The organism is Runella sp. R5_40 (assembly GCF_057652295.1).
The window spans coordinates 132,050-154,212 of record NZ_JBYFCH010000005.1 but is presented as its reverse complement, the minus strand read 5'-3'; the positions used below and the strand labels follow the sequence as shown (position 1 = coordinate 154,212).

The window sequence follows — 22,163 nt, the reverse complement described above, 5'->3', positions numbered from 1 at the left end:
AGGCTGACATTTGGAGCAAAGTAATTTCGTCGTTGTTGATTGGGTTGTGAGCCTCAATGTAAGTCGGGTTGTCACGGTGAAGAGGGTTGCTCACAACCCGACGTGAATTAACAAGAAAGACTTTACGAAAAAATAATCTTGACAAATACAGGCAAAGTGTAAATTTGACAAAAAAATAGCCAGTTATCCACCATGAAAAATTCAAAATTGTTTGTCTTTTTACTTCTTTGTATTGCTTTGTGTAGATGTAAAAATACGATTGAAGCAGATGCTTTCGATGCTTATACTTATGCCTCTTGGCGTAAGGTTGCAGAGATTGGTTCTGATGGGAAAGAAATAGTGGTTGAAGATACGAATCAGTTTTTTGTTCGTACTTGGTCAGGCTGGACTTTATCGCAGCCACCCAAAGGACTCGATAGTGTTTTCTTTCAAAGTGGGAACAATACGTTGTTTAAAGACCGAGTAGAAAAAGTTGAAAAAATGGGGGCAAGTGGGCAGTTTTTGTTATATACAGACAAGGGAAAGCGGATAGAAATAAAATTTGACCTACCCAGTAACGTCAGTAACAATGCGTATTTGTATGTGAGTCATTTTCAAAATGGGAGTATTTCAAACAATCGCTTGGATAAATATACTTTTGTAAAATCTACCGAATAAAGTTGATTGGGTTGTGAGCAACCCTTCCCACGGTGAAGAGGGTTGCTCACAACCCGAGGATACAGTGAGGAGGGTTTCTCAAAACCCGACGCGACGCCTGCACTTATTTTTGCAGGATTAAGAGAGTTATAAACAATGCATTCAGCCCAAAGGAAGCCAGTAAATTGAGCCACATCGTATTTTTAAAGTTGGCTTGCGATGCGTCGAGCCACGTTTTACGAAACCAATTCAGAAAAAAAACGAGGGTGGGAGAGGTGAGCACGATAAAAAGAAGAAAGTGCTGAAGCGGTAAATACACCCAGAAACCAAGGGCGGTCAAGGAGTAAATGCTGGCCGTAAAAAAGAAAGTACCCCGAATGCCCAACAGCAGACTCAAGGTTCGGTCGCCGCGTTTGGCATCTTCTTCGTGCTGATAAATTTGCGTCATGGGGTACACTGCCCACAGCATCATCGAACTCAAAATGGCAGGAAGAAGGTCGTTCGTCAACGCATTGTATGGATGTAAAACAGCTTGTTGGGTACTTAAATAGACAAAAAAACCTTGAAAAAGACCAACGATAAACCAGCTCAACAACGGGTATTTTTTGAGCCGAATGCTGGTGTGGCTGTACGATTTAGAAACCAAGCCATACACCAAAACTGCCAACGCGAAGACCGCTCCAACAAAGAAATAACTGAGTACAATGGCCAAAATATCCATTGCCCAAGCGACCGAAAAAAGCTCTTTATCAACGGCGGGTGGTTTTTCGAGGCCACCGATGCTGCCTTCGTCCTTGTCGAAATAGCTGTTGTAGGCATTGCTGGCGGGATACACCAACACGTGCCAAATCACAAATACCCAACAAGCTTTCGTGACGTCGAAATGCGGCGATTGGCTGAGAGAAAACCAATAGACGGGCATCAAAAACAACGAAAATGGCAAACGAAGATGTAGAAGAATGGCTTTGGGCGTCATGGAGTAAAGGTTTAGAAAGGTTGCCCGTGGGTCAGACGGATTAAATTTTTGATGATAAAAGGAAAAGGCCGAAGCGTCCGCAGCAACAATTCCGTTTGAAATTCGCTGCCAAACTGGGCTTGAATTTGTCGCCCTACCCACAAACGCCGCCTAAAATGCTGGTTCCAATCGCGCACAAATTGAGTTTCTAACTCGTTTCGAGAAATTGTTCCATTGGTATATTTGCCAATCCACTCAAACGCAATTTTAGACGCGTGCAACGCCATGCTCATGCCATTGCCGCAGAGGGGCGTAATCATCCCTGCCGCATCGCCGAGCAGCAGCACGTGGTTTTCGACCAAGCTTTTGGACTCAAAACTAATTTGAGAAATGGTGACGGGTTCGGAAAATAAAAAGTCAGCATTGGCAAAAATTGATTTCAAATAAGGATTCCGAAAGAGCACTTGCTCGTGCATTTGTTCCAGTTTATTACCCGATTTTTTGAGGTTTTGGGCGGTTGTAAGGTAGCACAGGCAGTAGTTGTCGTCCTCAATGGCCGAAATGCCGCAGTAGCCGTCCACAAAATTATGCAGGGCGATTTTGTCTTTGGGGAAGTCGGTCTGAATGTGGTATTTAACCCCAATGTAGTTGTTGAGCCGTGTTTCTTGGCTTTGCACAAAAGGCCGTTTCCAAGCCACGTCGAGGTTCGATTTTTTACCAAAACTCCCCACGCAGCAATCCACTTCCCACGTTTGCTGGTTGGCTACAATAACAAACGAATCGGTAGCTGTCAAGTAGTCAATCTTACTAACGGTATGTTTTTCTAGTACTTCTACCCCCACCGAGCGGGCAATGCGTGCCAATTCGTAGTCGAGTTGGTAGCGGCTCAACCCAAACCCTCCCAACGGTAATGTTTCATTGATTCTAGTACCTTTGGGCGAAGTGACTTCTAGCTGTTTGATGAACGGCAGATTCCATTCGGAAAGCGGAACGCCCAAGCGTTCGATGAAATCGTACGATTCGAGGCTGATGTATTCGCCGCACACGCGGTGGAAAGGGTAGGTGTTTTTTTCAAATAACGTAACTTCAAACCCTTTTCGAGCTGCTTGAATGGCCAAACTTAGGCCCGCGAGCCCACCTCCCACGATGCCAAGTTTATTTTTGCGCATGTTGTACCACGATTAAAAACCGAAACGCCCACTGCCAACGTATAGTGTAATGCGTAATACCTGCTTTGGCAAGTAACGTTTCCCATTCTGAGCGCGTAAAACCACGCCTGACCGAAAGCGGTGCGTCATTTTTGACCAAATAAGAACGGGAAAAAAGCTGAGTCAGGACCTTAATGGAATAGTATGCCAACGTATGACGGTGCAAATCGGCGATAAAAAAACCTTGGGTCGAATTTTTGTGCATCCATTGCAGCATGTCCACCAACTGTTCGTCGGTAAAGTGATGACAAAAGAGCGAATTAAAAAGAAGGTTTGGCGTTTTATGAAAGATAGCCTTTTGATAATCAGCCGTTTGAAAGCGAACAGATGGGTTGTGGCTACGGGCGTAATCGGTACAATCGCGTTTCAAATCAACACCTTCTAGGAAAAAGTCGGGGTATTTTGAGCGAATCGCCCCGAGGTTATCGCCGCCTCCTGACCCGATTTCAACCACGTAGAGTGAGGGGGCTTTTTTGGCAAATTTTGAGATACCGTTCAACACCACCCGATGCCCACCCAGCAGCGTATTAATGATTTTGAGTTCTTTCAGGTTTTGAAACAAATCGGCCGAAGGGATGTCGTTAGCATCCAAAAGTTCGGGCGTGTAGGAGCGTTTTTTGAAATCTATCATGCCAACATCATGCTTTCCATGGTGATACCAGGCCCAAAGGCAACCGCAAATGTATTTCCGTCATTGTTGGTTGAAAATAGCTTTTTTAACACAAAAAGTATCGTCACCGACGACATATTTCCGTAGTTTCTCAACACTTCAAATGAAGTGTCGCTCGCTGTACTTTCCAACTTCATGGCCCGTTGGATAGCCTCCAAAATGCTTTTTCCGCCAGGGTGAATGGCCCAGTTGGTGATTTGGTTAAGCGTTAAGTTATTGCTGGATAGGGCGTTGAGAATCATTTTCCGAATCGAAGCCTCCAGTAATTTTGGTACCTCGTTGCTCAATTTCATCAAAAAACCGTGCTCAGATATTTTCCACGACATGTCGTTTTTTCCCTCCAGCACCACTTCCGAATAAAACCCTTCGATGCGTTTTCCGTGGGGATGATTGCTGACGATACAAGCGGCGGCTCCGTCGGAAAAAAGTAAGTTGGAAGTTTGCGTATCCATTGATTTCCCTTTTTGAAAATGTAAGGTACATAGCTCCGTACAAACAACCAAAACCTGCGCGTTGGCATCGGCTCGGCAAAAAGCATCGGCCAATTTCAGCGCGTGAATGGCTGCGTAACAGCCCATAAAATTGACCGAATTTCGGACAATTGTTGGAGATAAATCCAACGATTCCATCAGCTGAATGTCTAGCCCAGGCGCCATCAAACCCGTACAACTTACCGTAATAAGGTGTGTAAATGTGGTCAGAGGTTTGGTAAAATGAAGGTCTTCAATGGCTGCTTGCGCTAGGGTTAGGGCGTGCGTCTCAAAGAAACTCATGCGTTGCGAAACGCTAGGAAATGGCTCTAAATCAGGGGTTTTTGGGTAGAATTGATAGCCGTCTTTGGAACTGCTGTAGTCGGGCAATACCGAATGACGAAAAGAAATGCCGCTTCGATGATACATCAATGACAATCGACGGGCTTCGTCTTCCAAATAGGTTTCGGCCGATAGCATAAACCTCAAAATGTCGGTTTGTTGGTGCTTGTAAGCAGGCACAGCCGTACCGATGGCATTGATATAGGGCATGTAGTTATTTTCGAGTTAATGAATTACGCAAAGTAAGCAGTTTGGCATGTTACCAAATGTCGCCCAAACGACACATAACGGCTTAATTTAGTATATTAACTAGAAATAGGCGAAGGAGTTTAAGAAAATCATTTCCCTTGCCAACCCCAGGGCTGCCAATCTAAAACAATAGGTTTGGCAAGATTGAATTTTATGGAGATATATCTGTCTGAACCGATGCGCCGTAAGTTATAGGTAAAGGTATCATCTTTTAACCCAACCCACCAAACATTTGTGGCAGCGGCTGGAAGCAATTGTGCTGTTTCTTCGTCGGCTGGAAACATCTGGATGTCTGTCTGACCCACATTCGGACTTTTGCCACCATACATAGTTACTTTGTCAGGGGTGCCATCTTGATGCCGATGGTCGTGTTTGAGCAGAATTTTATCTCCAATTAAAGTGAAAACCCAAGTCCGTGATTTGTCTTCACCTACATAAAATGGAACTTTGATGACATCGTTTTCGCAAGCCAGAACTTGCATTTTTAAAGTTTTTCCTTTAAAAGTTTCATTGTCAGCACCTTCTGTAATTTCACCTTCGTACGATTTTCCACAGTGCTTTTTAAGGTTTTCCCAAAAGACCAAACTGGATATTTTATTTTGGGCAAGTGTGTTCGTAGCAATCAGCAACAGCACAAAAAACAAATAGTAGGACGATTTCTTTTGCATAATCGATGGAGAAAAGGACGGGATCGTGATGTAAACTCTATTTCTCAAAAAGGTCTTTCTTAGAAAGTGGTATTGTTGTGTTTTTACTACTGAATACGTTGTTTATTAAGTTTCTTTATAATTTACCCGCAGATTTACGCTGATTCTAAAACCGCAGATAACCGCAGATTTTGGGTGATTAATTCGGCTAATGAGCTTATCTGCGCCAATCCGCGTTGAATTTTAATCTGCGTTTATCTGCGGGATAAAAAATATCATATTACTTTTCAAACAAGGCATTAATTGTAAATTTGTTGCTAATATAAATAGGAATTAAAGGCTATGCAAACTTGAAAATTAGGAAACCAAGGACTTGAAGTCTTAAATGTAAGGTGTTACACTCGAAGAAGTAGCAGAATTGATCAACCCTTCGGGAAATATATAAATTGTTGGAACAATATACCAAAAATAGAGAAAAATATGGGGCTTAAATGTAAACTCTATTTCTCAAAAAGGTCTTTCTTAGAAAGCGGTATTGTTGTGTTTTTTATTACTACATTTTTAGCATTGTACTTCTCAATTTTATCCTTGTTGACTATAAATGCCCTGTGGATTTGAATAAATTTTGAGGAGGGTAATAATTCTAAAATTTGCGAAATAGTAGCGCGCGATTTATACGTTTTTTCATTGGTATAAAAGAGTAAATAATTTCCTTCTGAATTGATAAAATTGATGTCTTCAATGGGTAATTCGACTTTGTATTCGCCATCTTTTACCAAAATGGTAGGTTTGGGTTTGTCTTCCTTTGAAGATTTTATGATTGCCAATTCAATGGATGCTATCAAGTCGCTGTTTTTGAATGGTTTGGTGAGGTAAGAGTAGGGCGAGGTGGCAACAGCTTCGCTGATGACTTTGGCATTTTCGTAGGCAGTCAGATAGATAAATGGTACTTTTTGTTTGTTTTGAATGAGATTCCCTAAGCTGATACCATCCATTTCGCCATCGCCAAGATTGATGTCAAGAATAGCGAGGTCAACCAATTCCTTGTTGAGAATAGCCAAGGCTTCATTGGCATTTTTTGCTTCCAAAGTCTGATACCCATTTTCTTGAAGAACCTTTTTGGTGAGCCTTCTATTCAGAAAATCGTCTTCTACGATTAGTATGGTTTTTGAATTCATTTTCTTGAAGTAATTCGAGTTATAAACTAAAAAATGGAACACAGATGACGCTGATTTGACTGATTTATACCGATTTTACGTTTTTTAGTGTAAAAATTGTTATCCGTTCAGAGTCAATGAATTGTGTTAAAGCAAATACCTCAAAATGGTTGCTCTACTACTTAAAAACACATTTTCAGTTCAAACCCTTTTTTGAGTTGTGTTTCCACGGTGCCATTGAGTTGGTCAATCAGCCCTTTTGTGATTTCTACCCCAAGCCCTTTGGTTTGTATATTCTTAAAATCAAAGCCAATACCATTGTCAATATAGTGCAGGCAATTCTTTTTTGAGTTTTTATCCTGGGCAATTTCGATATTAATGATGCCGTTTGGTTGATTTTTGAAGGCGTGTTTCATGCTATTGCTGACCAACTCGACGATGATTAAGCCCAACGGCAAGGCTTTTGTGATAGACAACGTCTCGATGTCACAAGTGACAAACAGGCTCACATTGTTTCCTTTGATGTCATACGAATCCTTGACGAGTTCGGATAGGTCGGTTACGTATCGTTTCAAGTCCACGTCATTGACACTTTCCGAAACATTCAATTTTTTATGGAGCAAAGCAATCGAATGAATGCGATTCTGGTTGCTTCTTATCAAGTCGTCAATGTTGCTATGGCTCGCCGATTCTTTCTGGATTTCTAAGATACTGATCACATACTGCAAATTGTTTTTTACTCGGTGTTGCAGTTCAGAAAGGAGCACCTGTTTTTGCTCCATTGTTTTTTCGATTTCGTCTTTTTGAAGACTAATTTCTCGATTTTTATCTTTCAAAATCGCATTACTTTTCTGTTTTTGACGGTTGTTCCGAATCAAAATGAGGGTCAGAACCCCAAAAAACGTAAGAAATCCAATGAGTGTATTTTGCCTGATAGAATAGTCGTATTCTTTTTTAGCTTCTACTAATTCTCGTTCACGCTGTTTGATAGTATTTACAATATTTTGCGTTTGAAAAATTCTAGAAGTAGTATAAAGGCTATCGTTAGAGGCATTTACAATTTTTAGATAATTGATAGCCTTGGCTGGATTCTTTTGTTCGTAGATTTGAGCTAAAAGTTTGGCTGCGTTTATAGTAAGCACTAAGTTTTTGAATTGTCGGCCGCCTGCTAAGGCTTTTTCTGCATAAAAAATAGCGGAGTCAGGTTGGTTCATTGCCTGAAAAACCCCCGCTAAATCAACCGACTGTTCGGACTCTAAAAAAGGATTGCCAAATTTGTTTGAGAAACCAATCGCAGTTCTTAGGTAATGCAATGCCTGTGGGTAGTTTTTGCGTTTTTTTTCTACCCTTCCCATCACGGCATTGGCATACGATACCTCTATAGGGATGTTCAATTTTCGACAACTCGTATCTATTAGTTTGCCATAATACATGGCAGAGTCAAATTCATTTAGGTTTTCGTAAACCTCGCCAAGATTATGATAAATCAGCCATTTTCCGTTATTGGGAAGCGATTCTATTTCGGGGTGGTTTTTGGCTTTTAATAACCATTCTAATCGGTGTTGGCTATCTTGTTGTTTTTCGTAAACGAGGGCTATTAAATTATAAAAAACGATTTCCAGTTTGGGGTATTTTGCTTGACTTACCTGCAAGCCTTCATACGCCGTCTGCATACCGTTTTGCCAGTCACCCGTGATGGTTGAGACAAAGCTCAACGCCTGCAAAGACACTAATTCGCCATAAGTATAATTAAGTTTTCGGGCGAGGCGAATAGACTCCGTGGCATACACAACCGCTTGGCGGGGGTCTGTCATGGTATGATATCTGGCCAACTGCCACAAGCTAATCACCCGATTGGTGTCGTCAATAACCTCAGTCAAATTTTGTTTCAACCTATCTACCTCTTTTGTAGGCAGACTAAGCGGTTGAGCGAAGCCAGAGGTAGCCAGAGCCGTGATTAGTAAAAGTAATATTTTAATGAGTTGGCTCGGCATAATTGCGAAAGAACTTCCCGAAAGGGCTAACGCTTTCGGGAAGTTGATTTTATTTGCATTAATAAATCTTTCTGTAAACTTAACACAAAATTGTATTCATTTTAGTGGTTTACAGAGGTCTATTTACTAATCTTTCAGATCATAAAACTCCTTCACAGCATTATAATCAGCAAAATCTACCGATGCCTTACGGCCATTGCGGATGTCGTTGGCGGGGATAATCACTATACGAGTTGAAGCTGCTAGGGTTGAAGTCGAAGCTACTTTTCTATAAATATTTATTCCTGTGGTGTTGCCAGCAAAACTAGTTTGTGTGTAGAATTCATGTTCAACGCCATTTGATGGAACAATACCAGGGATAGCATACCAACCATAAGAGGTTGCGTTATTTGGTGTGGCATCGGTCATATAGACCAATACAGCACTACTATTCATTATTGCCGTCGTGACATTGGAAGGGAAAATAAATTGTTGAACTGAGCCTTTTGCAGCCGTCCAAGTTTTGGCTGCGTATGAGATTTGAATCACGTTGGCATTGCCAGTTTGCCCGGCAGGGCCAGCGGGGCCGCTGGCACCAGTCGGTCCTGCGGGTCCTGCTGGGCCTGCGGGACCAACAGCCCCTTCTGGGCCTTCACAACTGGTAAATAATAAACTACCGCATACTACAAGTACTGATAAAACGCCTGAAATAATGGATGATTTGTTCATACTAAAATGTGTGACTTTGTCGGAAAATTTGATTGGTTGATAAAAGGTTGAAATTTTCAATTTAATACTAGCCGATAGGCAGTTTTGGGATAAGTAAGGCTTTATTGTACTGGCACTAATCTCCACATTTGGCCCGAAACATTTTGAGTTTTATCCATAAATGCGTTGCCAGAATATACGGATTTATTATCAGGCTTATTTCCTTCTAAAGAAAAGTTGTTGCCATGCAGCATCGTACGCAATCTATAGAGGTGGTCGCCGTTAGTGGCACTTACTAAATCCAATCGCCATAGCTGGCCTGTTACATCTTGAACGTTATCCATAAAAGACCGACCGTCTTTCTCCCCCCCAGCAGTATTAGCTTCTAAACATTTACCATCGCCCTGATCTTTCGATTGTAAGCGATACCACCCTTTGTTTTTAGCATCCGGAACTAATTTCCACATGGTTCCAGTCGCACCTTTTTGCGAAGACATGAACGATGCGCCACTCATAACATTACTCGCTGAACCATTGCTTTCAAGAGATAGTGCATCGCCCGTGAATGCTGTTCGCAAATAATAATAGCCTTTATAATTAGGACTAAAAGAATGTCCTCTCTCTTGGGCATAGGATGTTAATGTAAGACCAATGAACAGAATTGTTACAAGGGTTTTTAAAGTTTTCATTTTTGAGGGTTCTTAGTAAATTTTGCCTACTCTAAATAAGCATTTTCGGCTTCCTGCTTGGTTGTTGTGCAGCAAACCTACTTGCCTCATTAATGCCTGCAAAATTTCTGGGATATAAGCCTGATTTTAGGGATAGAAAGTAGGATTTTGCAATTCCCCCCGAAAGTCCATAGGACTACGCTCAACCTTCTGACGGGTCGCCGTTGCGATTAAAAAAAAATCGTGTGAAGTTTTGTGGATAGTTGAAGCCCAGGTTGTAGGCGATTTCATTGACAGTTTTGTCGCTTTCAACTATTTTGGTTATTTCAATGGTTTTGTTCAAGAGGTAATCTTTGGCCGATTGTCCCGTTTCTTTCTTGATTAAATCCCCAAAATAGTTGGCAGAAAGATGCAACTCTTCTGGACAATACGCCACTGAAGGTAGGCTGTTGGTATGGGGTTTTTCGGATAAAAAGTAATCGTTTAGCAGTTCTATTCCATACTTAGTTAAAAGTTAGTCAATTTTAAGGTTGTCTGCTGTGCCATTAATCGAAAGTGCTTATCCAAACTCCATAGCTCAAGGTTTTGGTCGAGGCAATGCTGGGCTATCATAAGGTCTGGTAAGCCCACTTTATTAATGCCATTTTTAAGATTCAAAACTTGTAGCGCTCTAATTCCTTCCCAAAAAATAGAATAAGGTACACAAGGCAGCGCATTCAAACTTTCGATGACCTCCGTCTGGCGTGTATGTTGTAAGGCGGGGGTGAGTTCAGAAAGTATGATTTCGTTGGTGCAAACCAAATCCAAATTGATTAATTTTTCCAATAACTCCGCATTTTCGCCCTTGCGAAAATACCCCACCCAAACGGATGTATCTATCAAAATCATGGTTTGGAGGTTCTATCGCGTAAGCTATTCAAATCAATATCTAAATCAACTTTGCCCTTGAAACTAAGTAGTTTTAGGCGCTTTTCTCGTAAAATAACTTCATGTAAGGCTTTTTTGATGGCTTCAATCTTGGATTTGGAGCCCGTCGCAAGCATCGCCTCAGCAATCAATTCGTCGGGTAAGTCAATGGTTGTTTTCATTTTGAAGTATATAATTATTGATATACAAATATATATAAAAACAAACAACTTAGCTACCCCCTTTTCTGTTTGTAGATGTGAAAAATCAATCATCAAGAAAAAAGGAGAGATATACTATAATCAATAAATTTATATGAATTTGTAGATTATAATCTGTAGATTTATATAAAATGATAGCAAAGAAAGCTCAAGGCGCACTTGGAAGGTCATTGGAATGAGGGTAAAGTATTGATTGTTTTAGGGCCGCGCCAAGTGGGTAAAACAAGCCCTCATTGGGAATTTTAATCCGTTGGCATTAAGAAATGATACAGGAGCTTTATGGGAAAATTTCTTGATAAGCGAGCGTTTGAAAGCAAATCACTACAACAACAGTACGACAAAAGCTTATTTCTGGCGAACCCACGCTCAGCAAGAAATTGATTATATTGAAGAACGAGGCGGACAGATGTATGCGTACGAATTCAAATGGAATCCCAAAGCCAAAAATAAGATCCCCAATTCTTTTGTAGAAGCATATCAACCAGTTGAAAAACAGTTGATTAGTCCTGGTAATTTTGAAGATTTTTTGAGATAGAACATGCCAAGTTAATTTAGTATTAGGAAGGCATTAACCATTTATCACTGAGGCAGTTTTTGGCCGAATTTTGTTAAAATAACTTGTTCAAATTTTCTTTTCCCAAACTCTTTCATCAGCCATGTTTTTCCCACTTGCCGTGCTCCTTGCAAAATGAGCGGCTTTCTTGTGGACGAATTTTTCCAGTTTAGTAGGTCTTGATATAGGTGTTGTATCATATTTTTCATTTGAAAAAGTGTCACCTTCCCGAAAGTTCCAAACTTTCGGGAAGGTGCTAAATAAAAGTTCAAAACTTTCGAGAGGGTGATAATTGTACGCTAACGGTTAAAAAACAGCCTTAAAATTCTTTTAAAGTAATTAACCCAATTTACCAATCAACTCAGGAAAAATGAACAGAAGAGAGGTCATTAAAAGTGTTGCCTTGATGTTTGGAGGAACGCTATCGGCGCCAACCCTCATGGCCATGAACCATTGGGAGCAGGCCACAACTCCTACCACAAACGCTGCGGCGTTTAGCTTAACGGCTACGCAGCAAAAGATTATCGCAGAAGTAGCCGAAATGATTATCCCACGCACCAATACCGCAGGCGCCAAAGACGTGGGCGTGCCTACTTTTGTCGAGATGATGCTCAAGGATTGTTATTTGCAGCCTGACCACCAGCGTTTTATGGAGGGGGTAACTTCGTTGGAACAACTGAAATTTTTGGAACTGAATGAGGCCGAACGGCGCGGTGCGCTCAAAATGATGGAGCAGCAAACCAAAGAACAAATGAAGACTCCATCAAAAACGGTTCCTTTTTGGCGATTGATGAAAGAACTGACGCTGTTGGGGTATTTTACCTCCGAAGCGGGCATCAAGGCTTCGTTTGAGTACGTACAAATTCCTGGGAAATTGGAAAATATCAAGCTCAAACCCAACCAAAAATCATACGCGTATTAAGTGTAAATTTAGTGAGGAGTTATAAGAGAGGAGTGATGAGTTATAAGACATTCTTACATACTCAACTCTCATCACTCATCTCTTAACTCTCATCACTCACATAATATTTTGAAAATCATGTACTTAAATATAAAAGCAACGAAAGAAAATACCTTTGACGCCATTGTCGTTGGGTCGGGGATGACGGGCGGTTTTGCAGCGAAAGAACTGACCGAAAAAGGCATGAAGGTGTTGATGATTGAGCGTGGAAAAGAAATCAAGCACGTCCAAGATTACGACACGGCCATGAAACAGCCGTGGGAAATTGAACACCGTGGAAAAACCACGCTCGTATCGGCCGAAGAACGCTGGGCTAATAGCCGTTTTTGGGGGCTCGGCAGCGAAGAAGTGGTAAACCATTTGACCAACGATAAAGAAAATCCGTACGTTGAAAAACGTCCTTTTGACTGGATTCGCGCGTACCATACGGGTGGGAAATCCATGCACTGGGGGCGTCAGTCGTACCGCTGGAACAAACAAGATTTTGAAGCTAATGCCAAAGAAGGCATCGGTATCGACTGGCCGATTCGGTACGAAGATTTGGAGCCTTGGTACACACACGTGGAAAAATTTGTGGGCGTAAGTGGCCAAAAAGAAGGCTTGGACGTACTGCCCGACGGGCATTTTTTGCCGCCCATGCCGCTGTTTGCGCCTGAGGCTTATTTCAAAAAAGTGATGTTCGACAAGTTTAATCGCCCCGTAACGGTAGGGCGGGTGGCCAACCTTACGCAACCCCAAGCCATTCATACCGAGCTTGGTAGAGCATCGTGCCAGTACCGTAATAAATGCGCCCGTGGATGTCCTTATGGTGGATATTATAGTTCGCTGTCGGGCGCGATTCCCGCTGCCATGCGTACCAAACGCCTAACGATGTTACACGATTCGATTGTGGCCGAAATTATCTACGATGACCAAAAAAATAAGGCCGTTGGCGTTCGGGTTATCAATCAGCATAACAATCTTGTTACCGATTATTTCTCAAAAATTATCTTCTTAAACGCAGGTTCTATCAATACCGCTGCGTTGATGCTTAACTCTAAATCGAGGCGTTTCCCCAACGGATTCGGAAACGATAGCGACCAAGTAGGGCGTAATCTCATGGATCACCAACTTGGCGCAGGAGCTACGGCGAGTATCGAAGGTTTTGAAGACGATTATGTATATGGACAGCGACCCAACGCGCTTTACATTCCTCGTTTCCGAAACTGGGGGAACGATAAACAAACGGCGTATCTCAGGGGCTTTGGCTATCAAGGCGGAGCGAGCCGCGAAGGCTGGAACCGTGGCGTGGCCGCCGATGGTTTTGGCGGTGATTTTAAAGAAAACTTGACCAAGCCAGGGGCATGGGCCATCAGCATTGGTGGTTTTGGGGAAGTTTTGCCCGACCCCAGCAATAGAATGTACCTCGACCCCGACAAAAAAGATAAATGGGGTGTGCCATTGATTGTGTTTGATGCAGCCTTTAGTGACAATGACCGTGCGATTCGCAAGGACATCGTAGCTTCGGCGGTAGAAATGTTGGAAACAGCAGGGTTCAAGAACGTGACTCCTTACGACCGCCCAACGCACCTTGGACTGGGCATTCACGACATGGGAACGGCTAGGATGGGGCGCGACCCAAAAACTTCGGTCTTGAATTCTTTCAATCAAGTGCATGACAGTAAAAATGTATTCGTCACCGACGGTGCAGCGATGGCGTCGGCGTCTTGTGTCAATCCATCCATTACCTACATGGCGCTTACGGCCCGTGCAGTAGATCATGCAGTGAAGTCTTTGAAAAAAAGAGAATTGTAGCTCAAAACAGTATCTGTTTCCTTTTTTTGCCTTTCTTAAAGAAAAAAAGTACAAGAGAAAAAGATGAATAACCGTAGAAAGTTTCTTAAACAAGCAAGTAGCGCTTTGGCGATTGGGGCAGTTGCACCCGCCATGGCGCACGAAAATGCGAGCACGCCCAAAGCCCAAGAAGATTTGTTCAAGCTAGGAATCGCAGGCTATAGTTTTGTGCATTTTAAACTAGATCAAGCCCTCGAAATGATGCGTAAGGTGGACGTTCACTACCTCTGTATCAAAGATTTTCACTTGCCTTTTAATAGCACCGACGAACAAATCGCGGCGTTTCATGCCACCCTCAAAGCCTCTAACGTAACGGGCTATGCCGTGGGGCCGATTTACATGAAAACGACTCAAGAAATCGACAATGGTTTTGAATATGCCAAGCGGGTAGGAGTAAAGCTGATTGTGGGTGTACCAAACGAAGAGTTGTTGCCGTATATCGACAAAAAAGTGAAGGAATATGACATGCGTTACGCGATTCATATTCACGGTCCCGACATTAAATTGTGGCCTAATGCGTCGTCGGTTATCAATGCCGTTAAAAACCTCGACCCGCGTATGGGATTGTGTTTTGACATGGGCCATGATGCGCGTTTTGGTGATGATCCAATTGCTGACCTCAAAAAATACGCCGACCGTATTTTTGACATTCACCTCAAAAACGTAACGGCGGCTTCTAAAGAAGGAAAAACCTGCGAACTTGGACGCGGTATCATCGACGTGCCTGCGTTTGTGGCCATGCTTCGCAAAATCAAGTACAGCGGAAGTTGTAGTTTAGAATACGAAAAAGACATGAAAGACCCGTTGGCGGGTATCGCCGAATCGGTGGGGTACTTCAAAGGAGTTTGCCAAGCGAGTCGTAAATAGTGAACACCTGTCGGTAATAAGTAATTGGGGTTGGGTAAGGCTTTGGCCAATATCCAGCCCCTTTTAAATGATTAAGCACAGTTAACGATTAACGGATAACAATTAACTTTGCTTATTTTATGTGTTGATTTTTTAAAACAAGAAGCTGAGGGATGGACAAAATTCCCTTAAACATCAGCTTGGTTAGTTCGCCAACGTTGTGAAAATACGAGCCAAGTACAAGGTCGGTATCGCCGTCGCGGTCGATGTCGGCGGCTTCTAAAGTAAGCCACTTTCCTGCAGCGGCAGCTTGTGTGCTTGAGACGTCAAATTGAAAGTTACCCTTGTTGGAAAAATACAAAAAACCTTGTTCGGGTCGGTCGAGGTCATCGTAAAAAGAGATGGCAGCGATGTCGAGGTCACCGTCGTTGTCAAAATCTCGCGCCACAGCTTTGCTGGTGCCGTAGAGCGGATAAAACCACGCTTCTTTAAAATTGTCCTTTCCATCGTTCAGAAAAAGACGAATGCCGTGGTAGTTTTTAGAAATGGCGGAATAATCCCAATTGTCGCCGTTGGTCAATAAAATATCTAATGCGCCGTCTTTGTTAAAATCTACGAACTCAAAATAACTTACACCATACACAGGGGGGAATTGAAGTACCACTTTTTCTTTAAATTGGCCTTTGCCGAGGTTATAAAAAATGTGAATACTTTCGCGGGCTTGTGCCATCAACACCACGATGTCAGGTTTTTTGTCGTTGTTCATGTCTCTGATTTCCACCCTGCGAGCACCAGGTTGCGAGAGTAAAATGTGTTCTTTTTCGGGCAACATGCTCTCGTACCACGCCAGTTTTCCTGTGTTATTTCCAAAGTGACAAATCACGACATCTTCTTGGCCGTCTTGGTTGAGGTCGGCCGTAGCAAAGTCAACACCCCGCTGAATGGCGTCAAAATAAAGGGTGGCGTTGGCCACGGCAGTGTCAAGAACAATTAATTTGCCCAATGCTTGGTCAGAAGGACGAAATGACCCAATTGTGAGCAAGCGGGGAGGGGCATTGGTTGGAAATGAAATGGCCGACGGTGGACTATCGACGTTCCAAGCCATTCGTAATTGAAGAAGTGAATCGACTTCGTACAATTCATTTTGGGCATCACCCACGTACAAAATGCCATTTTTAGGATTAAACTTGAGCAGCGATGTTTGGGGAATGGGTTTGTCGTGCACTTTTACTTCGAGGGCTTCAAATTGTGCTAACGTTGGTACGATAGGAGCGTGTTTGGGTTGTGGCAATGGCGATTCAGGGGCCGTTTGTACGTAGAAATCAACAATCTGTTTCCACGCTTCTTGCGACAATTGCGGCGTTTCGGGGTATGTACCAGCTTGCCGCAATAAGGCTTCCTCCTTAGGGTCGAGGTCTGCATACGGATTGTTACCTGCGTCTTTGATCCCCAACCGAAGTCCCATGTTGGGAAGTACACTATTCGCCCACGTTTTTTTGTCCAACAGCGCTGGTTCAGGGTACAAATGACAACTTTGGCAATGCGTTAAAGCAAGTTGCTTTCCTTGAGAAAAAGCATTTGTTGCCCAAAAGAGTGCAATGAGTAGTCCCGTAATTTTAGAAGTCATAATGGAGAAATTTGAATCGAAAAATAAAAAAAATTCCGAGATAAAACCTATCTCGGAATTCTAACTACTTACCAAAGTTCAACTCTAACGTTGTATTTTTAATGTATGAATACTGCATACATGGTTAAAAGTACTATTTAACATCCCAAAAAAGTTTGGTAGTTAGGTTATCTTTTGCTCATTAGATTTACTGTAATTTAGATACCATAAGGAAAAATTACAGCAAATCTAATTGACAGATGTGCTTATTTTACATCCCAGAAAATCTTGGTGGTAAGATTATCTTGCGCTTTAACCGCCGCATAGTTGGGATTGTACGTAATTTCGTTGCTAGGGATTGTCCAACGGTATGGAGGCAAAGTTTGATTGTTGGAGTTATCTGGTACAAAACTAAATTTAGGCAAATCAAGTCTTCTTACATCAGACCAGTTTTCAAATGGCTGAGTGATGTTATAGTGAAGCCACTTTTGGTCAGCAATGAGCGCCAACTTGTTAGCTGCCGTACCTGCTTTGGTCCAGTTTACGCCATCTTTTGCAATGTAGGCCGCAATTTGAGTGGCTGTTGCAGCTACTGGAATGTTTTTCTCACCAATGATATTGTTGCTCAATGACAATATTTTGTTGTAGAAATTCACCGACTGGTCAATGGCCGTTTCGTAAGCTGTTTGGGCTTTGGCGTCATTGCTGGTTCTCAAGTAGTACTCTGCTTTGATCAAATTCACTTCAGCAGCATTGACCAAAACCCCAGGGAAGAAGTTGTTTCCACTGAAAGTAACGCGATTGTAAAGCGCAGCCATACCATCGCTGGCTAGGGTTGCTTGTACTGTTGCATTTGCAGTTGGATCAATTCCAAAATATTCTCCATTTGCATTGGCGCCTGGTTGGAAAATAATCGGCAAACGAGGATCTGCATTTGTTTTCATGTGGTCAATCATTTTCTTACCTGCGAAATTGATATACCAAGAAGCACCAGACTCAAGTGCATCTCTAAATCCTTTTGAATTGATAGGAGAATTTAGATCAAACACATTCATTTGAATGTTCTGTGCATTCGTTTCTACAATAGGATACGTAGTCGGATTACCCAAAATTTCTGCGATTTCTGAATTTGAACGTGCCTTCAAACTTTCTACGTCAGATACGCGGTTGAGCATACGAAGGCGGAGCGAGTTTGTGTAACGTTTCCAAGCATTCACATCTCCATAGTTGACAAAGTCTTGAACAGTAAAAGCTTTTTGGTAACCAGCAGATAAAGTAATTGTATTTAGCTCGGTCGCAATGCTTTTCAAATCGTCCAGCATTTTAGTATAAAGGTCTTGCGGAGAATCAAATTTTGCAAGTGATTTCGCATAATCACCATTGTTTGCACTTAACATACCCGCTTCAGTGAAAGGGATTGGACCATGTAAGTCAATCAGCTTTTGGGTATAGTCGTATATGTAAACTGTTGCGGCGAGCATGAAAATTTTCTTCTCTTTTTGCTCTTCAGCAGGGCGCTGGGCAAAAACTCGCTGTAGTTCACGATACTGCGCAAGTGTGTTATAGTAATTAAACCATACATCTTCAACACCAGAAGAACCAGGGATGTATTGGCCTTCACCGTTTACCCAACCCGTTGTTTGCACGTAGTGGTTGATAGTAGTGCGGAGCGTAACAAAGTACCAACGATACCCAGGAAGGACGTAATCTTTGTTTGATTGTAACAACCCTGTGAATTGTTTTTCAATGGTTGTTGCAGCAAGTTTTGACGGGTCTGCGTAAGCTTCAATGAATTCTGACTCTTTGCAAGACATCGCAAATAGAAGGAGTCCTGACAGCAAAATGGATGATATTTTTTTCATTATCTTGTTCATTTAAAATTAGAAACTGGCTCTTAACATTACACCTGTTGTACGGAAAGCTGGGTTATTCCCCGCGTTGTTTACATTGTCCGTCCAACGGGTACCTGCGTTTGTTTGCTCCGCATCCAAGTCTTTGATTGTTCTGTAGAAAAAGAACAAGTTACGGCCGAATACAGACAAGGTCAGGCTTTGAGCACCAATTTTAGAGGCAATCGATGAAGGCAACGTATAGCCAAATGAAAGCTCTCTCATTTTTGCGTAGGTGTTTTCAGTTACGTACAACTCATAGCGTGAGCTACTATATTGAGGCCCTCCCCAGTTGTATGTACTGTTGTAGTAAACAGCTTGCGAAATGATGTTTGTGTTTTTCTCTCCATTAGAAAGAACGCCGTCCATCAGCATCCCATCGTGGTAAACAGTCTCTCCGTTAGGGCCTTGGTTTGCAGTTGTTGCAATTCCTTTTCCGTCTTTTACATAGTAGCTAAGTCCACCATGCTCGGCATCCATGCTTCCCAAGCTTTGTTGGGTTAATCCTCGTGATGTCATCCAGTTGATACCTGTTGGCATGATACTTCCTCCGATGCGGAAATCAACGACTGCTTCTAGGTTGAAGTTTTTGTAGCTAAGGCTGTTGATAAAACCACCCACAATTTTAGGCATGGCATTACCTACTTTTTTCCAAGCGGGGTCAAGTTGATACAGACCACTTGGGCCTACAACATTTTTACCATCTTTCTGAAGGATTCCGTGTGCATAAATATCACCCATAGGTTGTCCAACAACAGATTTTAATTGAGCAGCATTGCCATCATAATCAGCGTGCAAGAGTTCAGTAGTGTTGTTAGCAAGTTTTTCTACTTTGTTGACGTTCTTGGCAAGGTTCAATGTCGCATCCCAGTTCAAATCAGAAGCAGATTTTCCTCTGATGATGTTTGCATTAATTCCGATTTCTAATCCCTTGTTTCTAAGCGTACCAATGTTAGCAAGAATAGTTCTTGCTCCTGTTGTGGATGGGATAGATAACGCTAAGATTTGGTCTACAATTTGTGCATTATAATACGAAATATCCAAGCCAAAACGGTTATTGAAGAATTTTGCATTAACACCAAATTCCATTTCATGCTTTTGTTCTGGACGAATCAAGTCATTTCCATAGGGGTTGGTACTTGTACTAGTATATAATACTGAGCCCCCCCCTGTCTGTTGAATATTAAGTGTGCCCTGATTGTAGGCGACGTTAGCCAAATAGCTACCTGGGTAGTTTCCTACTACACCATAAGACGCACGAAGTTTACCGAAACTAATAAATGAAGGCAATTTAAACGCATCAGAGAACACAAAACTTGCGTTGACAGATGGATATAGGAATGAATTTCTATTTGGAGCTAAGGTAGAAGTGCGGTCTCTGCGCAAAGTTCCTTCCACAAACACAATGTTCTTATAGTCGAAGTTTAATGTTCCTAACGTTGCGTCTCTGATATAACGATCACGACCTTGGCCACCAAGTGCCGTGTTTACAGAAGCCGATATGTCAAAGAAGTTTTCGGTACTTAAACCGCCGTCAGTTCTGCGACTTAACATCGTATTCAATTCACTTTTGGCAGTATAGCCTCCCATTACCGAAACGGTCATGTCTTCATTCAGTTTTTTCGAATAGGTCAAAAGCAAATCACCATATACACTACTGTACAAATTGTTGTTCATTGAAAAACCACCACTGTATCCAAAAGCAAGTGGTACTGTGCTATAGTTTTTGTTTTCGATACGCTCTGATGTAAGGTCAGTCGCTATACGTGCTCTTAGGTTTAAGCCACTAACAATATCCCAGTTTTGGGTAATGCTGGCAATAACACGGTTGCTGTATTCGTCCGATGAATTTTTACGTACGTTCCAAACGTAATCCGCAATATCCCCTTTGAAACCATTGTATCGGATATTCTCGTTGGGCGTTAAACTTTGTGTACCTGCCCCATTGACAAACTTATAGCCAAGGCTAGTTTGATATTTGGCATTGTACCAATCTGCTGATTCAAAACGGTCCATCATCCCCGTAAAGTTGTTGATCATACGATCTACTTTGAAAGGACGGTTGTGCGTGTGTTGGTTAACAAAATTAACCATCAAATCCGTTTTTAATTTCTTGTGAGGGTTAAAGCTGGCGTTAAGGTTCGCAATATTTTTACTGTTTTTAGCACCATAGCTAATCATTCCATTGTCTTGACGCGTAAATGAAAAACGAACATTTGAATTGTCAGATACTTTTGAAACCGCAAGGTTGACATTTGAGCTAGACGTGTTTTGGAATAAATCACCGTAGCTATTGTTAGAAGGAGAATAAGGTCTAATTACTCCGTCCCATGACATAACTGGTTGGCCGTCAAATTTTGGCCCGAAGTTAACTGTAGCACCAAGCAAACCACGTGTTTCTTTTGTTCCATCTCCGTTGGTATCGTAATAAATAAAACCAGCAGCATCCTGACCACCGTTGTTGTAGTTTAAAGGATAACCTGGACCTCTTACGTTTTGGTAACGAGGAAGGTATGCGATTTTGTCAACGTTGTAGCTCGCGTTAAAATCAACGCCTAAGCCTTTTTTGCCTTTTCCGCTTTTTGTTGTAATCAATAAAACCCCGTTTACGGCTTCTGACCCATAGAGGGCAGCTGCGGATGCACCTTTAAGTACGGAAATATTCTCAACGTCAGCTGGGTTGATGTCCAATAGACCATTTCCACGAATACGTTGGTCACCCCAATAGTCAGTATTTCTAGCTTCACCATTTCTGATAGGGATACCATCCAAAATGATAAGTGGCTGTGTGTTACCAGTAATTGAGCTAAAACCACGAATGCTAATGCTTACCCCACTCGTAGCTCCACCTGGCGTAGCGTTGATCATTACACCTGGTGCTTTCCCATAAAGCGCTGCTGCGAAGTTAGGAGATGCTACTTTAACAAGGGCATCGTTTTTAATGGTTGCAGTGGCATAACCCAATCCACGCTGTTCTTTGCCAATCCCAAGTGCAGTTACTACTACTTCTTGGAGCTGAGACGCATCTTCTTGAAGGACAACGTCAATACTTGAGCGATTACCAACAAGGATTTCTTGGGATTTGAATCCAATATACGAAAATACAAGGGCCGTTTTGGCCGAAGCTTGAAGACTGAACTTCCCGTTGCCATCGGTCGTCGTACCAGCACTTGTTCCTTTTACGATGATCGACACACCTGGTAGTGGCTGCCCATCAGTCTGGGATGTTACTTTCCCTGTAATCGTTTGCGCGAAAACAGAGCCGCCTATCATTGTCAGTAAGACAATCAGTGCAAGTAATTTGTGTTTCATTTGGTAATGGAGGTTAAAAATTAAAAATAAATAAGAAAGGGATTCTTGGTAAAAATTGGTTGCGAGTGTAAAAATCTCATAGTAAGAGATTTAGGGACGTAGGGCTGACCTGTCTTTGGTGTAAATAAGTAGTCGGGCTTTAATTAAAAAAAAATAAAAACTAAAGTTGGTTAAAGTTGTGTGAATCTGAGATTAGGAAATTTTTTACAATGTTAACAATAATTTTATTAATCCAAATGGATGTTAATAAAAAAATATTTTTAAATGTCGGCATTAAGTAAAAAAAATTAATATTATATTTATATCCACAAAATAAACTAATTTAGCATCTCCTTTATTCTACTTATATATAG

21 protein-coding genes are annotated in these 22,163 nt (G+C 42.0%); 5 read left to right on the top strand and 16 right to left on the bottom strand.

The window, feature by feature from the left end; translation table 11 throughout:
- Nucleotides 1–192: 192 nt before the first annotated feature.
- Complete coding sequence (locus AC23N5_RS11855) at nucleotides 193–657, top strand: hypothetical protein (protein ID WP_487755740.1); 465 nt, start codon at nucleotides 193–195, stop codon at nucleotides 655–657.
- A 103-nt stretch (nucleotides 658–760) separates the two neighbouring features.
- Here AC23N5_RS11855 and AC23N5_RS11850 read toward each other — a convergent pair whose 3' ends face one another.
- The 12 genes from AC23N5_RS11850 to AC23N5_RS11795 all read right to left on the bottom strand — a co-directional run bounded on the left by AC23N5_RS11850 (nucleotide 761) and on the right by AC23N5_RS11795 (nucleotide 10,771).
- The gene (locus AC23N5_RS11850; protein WP_487755739.1) at nucleotides 761–1,612 is read right to left on the bottom strand and encodes a UbiA family prenyltransferase; all 852 of its coding nucleotides are present in this window, start codon (nucleotides 1,610–1,612) and stop codon (nucleotides 761–763) included.
- An 11-nt stretch (nucleotides 1,613–1,623) separates the two neighbouring features.
- Nucleotides 1,624–2,760, bottom strand: coding sequence for an NAD(P)/FAD-dependent oxidoreductase (locus AC23N5_RS11845; RefSeq protein ID WP_487755738.1), 1,137 nt, complete (start codon nucleotides 2,758–2,760; stop codon nucleotides 1,624–1,626).
- Nucleotides 2,747–3,430 carry a methyltransferase domain-containing protein gene (locus AC23N5_RS11840; protein WP_487755737.1) on the bottom strand — a complete coding sequence of 228 codons (684 nt, stop codon included), beginning with the start codon at nucleotides 3,428–3,430 and terminating at the stop codon, nucleotides 2,747–2,749. Before AC23N5_RS11840 ends, AC23N5_RS11845 begins: the two co-directional genes overlap by 14 nt.
- Nucleotides 3,427–4,491 (bottom strand): type III polyketide synthase, encoded by a 1,065-nt coding sequence (locus tag AC23N5_RS11835; RefSeq protein ID WP_487755736.1) that lies wholly within the window; start codon nucleotides 4,489–4,491, stop codon nucleotides 3,427–3,429. Before AC23N5_RS11835 ends, AC23N5_RS11840 begins: the two co-directional genes overlap by 4 nt.
- 128 nt (nucleotides 4,492–4,619) lie before the next feature.
- A complete protein-coding gene (locus AC23N5_RS11830; protein WP_487755735.1) occupies nucleotides 4,620–5,198 on the bottom strand; it encodes a hypothetical protein in 579 nt (192 codons plus the stop codon).
- A 479-nt stretch (nucleotides 5,199–5,677) separates the two neighbouring features.
- Nucleotides 5,678–6,355, bottom strand: coding sequence for a LytR/AlgR family response regulator transcription factor (locus tag AC23N5_RS11825; RefSeq protein ID WP_487755734.1), 678 nt, complete (start codon nucleotides 6,353–6,355; stop codon nucleotides 5,678–5,680).
- A gap of 161 nt (nucleotides 6,356–6,516) precedes the next feature.
- Complete coding sequence (locus AC23N5_RS11820; RefSeq protein WP_487755733.1) at nucleotides 6,517–8,214, bottom strand: tetratricopeptide repeat-containing sensor histidine kinase; 1,698 nt, start codon at nucleotides 8,212–8,214, stop codon at nucleotides 6,517–6,519.
- Between the two features lie 240 nt (nucleotides 8,215–8,454).
- Nucleotides 8,455–9,096 (bottom strand): collagen-like protein, encoded by a 642-nt coding sequence (locus AC23N5_RS11815; protein WP_487755732.1) that lies wholly within the window; start codon nucleotides 9,094–9,096, stop codon nucleotides 8,455–8,457.
- A 41-nt stretch (nucleotides 9,097–9,137) separates the two neighbouring features.
- Nucleotides 9,138–9,704: an RICIN domain-containing protein gene (locus AC23N5_RS11810; RefSeq protein WP_183976178.1), complete on the bottom strand. Its 567-nt coding sequence runs from the start codon at nucleotides 9,702–9,704 to the stop codon at nucleotides 9,138–9,140.
- A gap of 181 nt (nucleotides 9,705–9,885) precedes the next feature.
- Complete coding sequence (locus AC23N5_RS11805) at nucleotides 9,886–10,119, bottom strand: helix-turn-helix domain-containing protein (RefSeq protein ID WP_487755731.1); 234 nt, start codon at nucleotides 10,117–10,119, stop codon at nucleotides 9,886–9,888.
- Between the two features lie 71 nt (nucleotides 10,120–10,190).
- Entirely contained in the window at nucleotides 10,191–10,571 is a 381-nt protein-coding gene (locus AC23N5_RS11800) for a PIN domain-containing protein (RefSeq protein WP_487755730.1), read from the bottom strand.
- A complete protein-coding gene (locus AC23N5_RS11795; protein ID WP_487755729.1) occupies nucleotides 10,568–10,771 on the bottom strand; it encodes a type II toxin-antitoxin system VapB family antitoxin in 204 nt (67 codons plus the stop codon). Before AC23N5_RS11795 ends, AC23N5_RS11800 begins: the two co-directional genes overlap by 4 nt.
- Before the next feature lie 289 nt (nucleotides 10,772–11,060).
- Between AC23N5_RS11795 and AC23N5_RS11790 the strand changes: the two genes are divergently transcribed.
- The gene (locus AC23N5_RS11790) at nucleotides 11,061–11,345 is read left to right on the top strand and encodes a DUF4143 domain-containing protein (protein ID WP_487755728.1); all 285 of its coding nucleotides are present in this window, start codon (nucleotides 11,061–11,063) and stop codon (nucleotides 11,343–11,345) included.
- Between the two features lie 44 nt (nucleotides 11,346–11,389).
- Here the strand turns inward: AC23N5_RS11790 and AC23N5_RS11785 are convergent, their stop codons facing one another.
- Nucleotides 11,390–11,563: an AAA family ATPase gene (locus AC23N5_RS11785; RefSeq protein WP_487755727.1), complete on the bottom strand. Its 174-nt coding sequence runs from the start codon at nucleotides 11,561–11,563 to the stop codon at nucleotides 11,390–11,392.
- A 170-nt stretch (nucleotides 11,564–11,733) separates the two neighbouring features.
- On the opposite strand from AC23N5_RS11785, the gene AC23N5_RS11780 reads away from it, so the two are divergent.
- The 3 genes from AC23N5_RS11780 (at nucleotide 11,734) to AC23N5_RS11770 (ending at nucleotide 15,024) form a co-directional block, all read left to right on the top strand.
- Nucleotides 11,734–12,285, top strand: coding sequence for a gluconate 2-dehydrogenase subunit 3 family protein (locus tag AC23N5_RS11780; protein ID WP_487755726.1), 552 nt, complete (start codon nucleotides 11,734–11,736; stop codon nucleotides 12,283–12,285).
- Nucleotides 12,286–12,402: 117 nt separating this feature from the next.
- Nucleotides 12,403–14,118, top strand: coding sequence for a GMC oxidoreductase (locus AC23N5_RS11775; protein ID WP_487755725.1), 1,716 nt, complete (start codon nucleotides 12,403–12,405; stop codon nucleotides 14,116–14,118).
- A 63-nt stretch (nucleotides 14,119–14,181) separates the two neighbouring features.
- On the top strand, nucleotides 14,182–15,024 hold the full coding sequence (locus tag AC23N5_RS11770; RefSeq protein WP_487755724.1) for a sugar phosphate isomerase/epimerase family protein: 843 nt from the start codon (nucleotides 14,182–14,184) through the stop codon (nucleotides 15,022–15,024).
- Between the two features lie 112 nt (nucleotides 15,025–15,136).
- Here the strand turns inward: AC23N5_RS11770 and AC23N5_RS11765 are convergent, their stop codons facing one another.
- From AC23N5_RS11765 to AC23N5_RS11755, 3 genes are all read right to left on the bottom strand, one after another.
- Nucleotides 15,137–16,630 (bottom strand): FG-GAP repeat domain-containing protein, encoded by a 1,494-nt coding sequence (locus AC23N5_RS11765; RefSeq protein ID WP_487755723.1) that lies wholly within the window; start codon nucleotides 16,628–16,630, stop codon nucleotides 15,137–15,139.
- 245 nt (nucleotides 16,631–16,875) lie between these two features.
- Nucleotides 16,876–18,471, bottom strand: coding sequence for a SusD/RagB family nutrient-binding outer membrane lipoprotein (locus tag AC23N5_RS11760; protein ID WP_487755722.1), 1,596 nt, complete (start codon nucleotides 18,469–18,471; stop codon nucleotides 16,876–16,878).
- Nucleotides 18,472–18,489: 18 nt separating this feature from the next.
- Complete coding sequence (locus AC23N5_RS11755) at nucleotides 18,490–21,810, bottom strand: SusC/RagA family TonB-linked outer membrane protein (RefSeq protein ID WP_487755721.1); 3,321 nt, start codon at nucleotides 21,808–21,810, stop codon at nucleotides 18,490–18,492.
- Nucleotides 21,811–22,163: the final 353 nt, after the last annotated feature.

Excerpts from the sequence above, each read along its gene's own strand:
- AC23N5_RS11855 (WP_487755740.1), top strand. The coding sequence starts at position 193 with ATGAAAAATTCAAAATTGTTTGTCTTTTTACTTCTTTGTATTGCTTTG.
- AC23N5_RS11850 (WP_487755739.1), bottom strand. The coding sequence starts at position 1,612 with ATGACGCCCAAAGCCATTCTTCTACATCTTCGTTTGCCATTTTCGTTG.
- AC23N5_RS11845 (WP_487755738.1), bottom strand. The coding sequence starts at position 2,760 with ATGCGCAAAAATAAACTTGGCATCGTGGGAGGTGGGCTCGCGGGCCTA.
- AC23N5_RS11840 (WP_487755737.1), bottom strand. The coding sequence starts at position 3,430 with ATGATAGATTTCAAAAAACGCTCCTACACGCCCGAACTTTTGGATGCT.
- AC23N5_RS11835 (WP_487755736.1), bottom strand. The coding sequence starts at position 4,491 with ATGCCCTATATCAATGCCATCGGTACGGCTGTGCCTGCTTACAAGCAC.
- AC23N5_RS11830 (WP_487755735.1), bottom strand. The coding sequence starts at position 5,198 with ATGCAAAAGAAATCGTCCTACTATTTGTTTTTTGTGCTGTTGCTGATT.
- AC23N5_RS11825 (WP_487755734.1), bottom strand. The coding sequence starts at position 6,355 with ATGAATTCAAAAACCATACTAATCGTAGAAGACGATTTTCTGAATAGA.
- AC23N5_RS11810 (WP_183976178.1), bottom strand. The coding sequence starts at position 9,704 with ATGAAAACTTTAAAAACCCTTGTAACAATTCTGTTCATTGGTCTTACA.
- AC23N5_RS11800 (WP_487755730.1), bottom strand. The coding sequence starts at position 10,571 with ATGATTTTGATAGATACATCCGTTTGGGTGGGGTATTTTCGCAAGGGC.
- AC23N5_RS11795 (WP_487755729.1), bottom strand. The coding sequence starts at position 10,771 with ATGAAAACAACCATTGACTTACCCGACGAATTGATTGCTGAGGCGATG.
- AC23N5_RS11785 (WP_487755727.1), bottom strand. The coding sequence starts at position 11,563 with ATGATACAACACCTATATCAAGACCTACTAAACTGGAAAAATTCGTCC.
- AC23N5_RS11780 (WP_487755726.1), top strand. The coding sequence starts at position 11,734 with ATGAACAGAAGAGAGGTCATTAAAAGTGTTGCCTTGATGTTTGGAGGA.
- AC23N5_RS11775 (WP_487755725.1), top strand. The coding sequence starts at position 12,403 with ATGTACTTAAATATAAAAGCAACGAAAGAAAATACCTTTGACGCCATT.
- AC23N5_RS11770 (WP_487755724.1), top strand. The coding sequence starts at position 14,182 with ATGAATAACCGTAGAAAGTTTCTTAAACAAGCAAGTAGCGCTTTGGCG.
- AC23N5_RS11765 (WP_487755723.1), bottom strand. The coding sequence starts at position 16,630 with ATGACTTCTAAAATTACGGGACTACTCATTGCACTCTTTTGGGCAACA.
- AC23N5_RS11760 (WP_487755722.1), bottom strand. The coding sequence starts at position 18,471 with ATGAAAAAAATATCATCCATTTTGCTGTCAGGACTCCTTCTATTTGCG.
- AC23N5_RS11755 (WP_487755721.1), bottom strand. The coding sequence starts at position 21,810 with ATGAAACACAAATTACTTGCACTGATTGTCTTACTGACAATGATAGGC.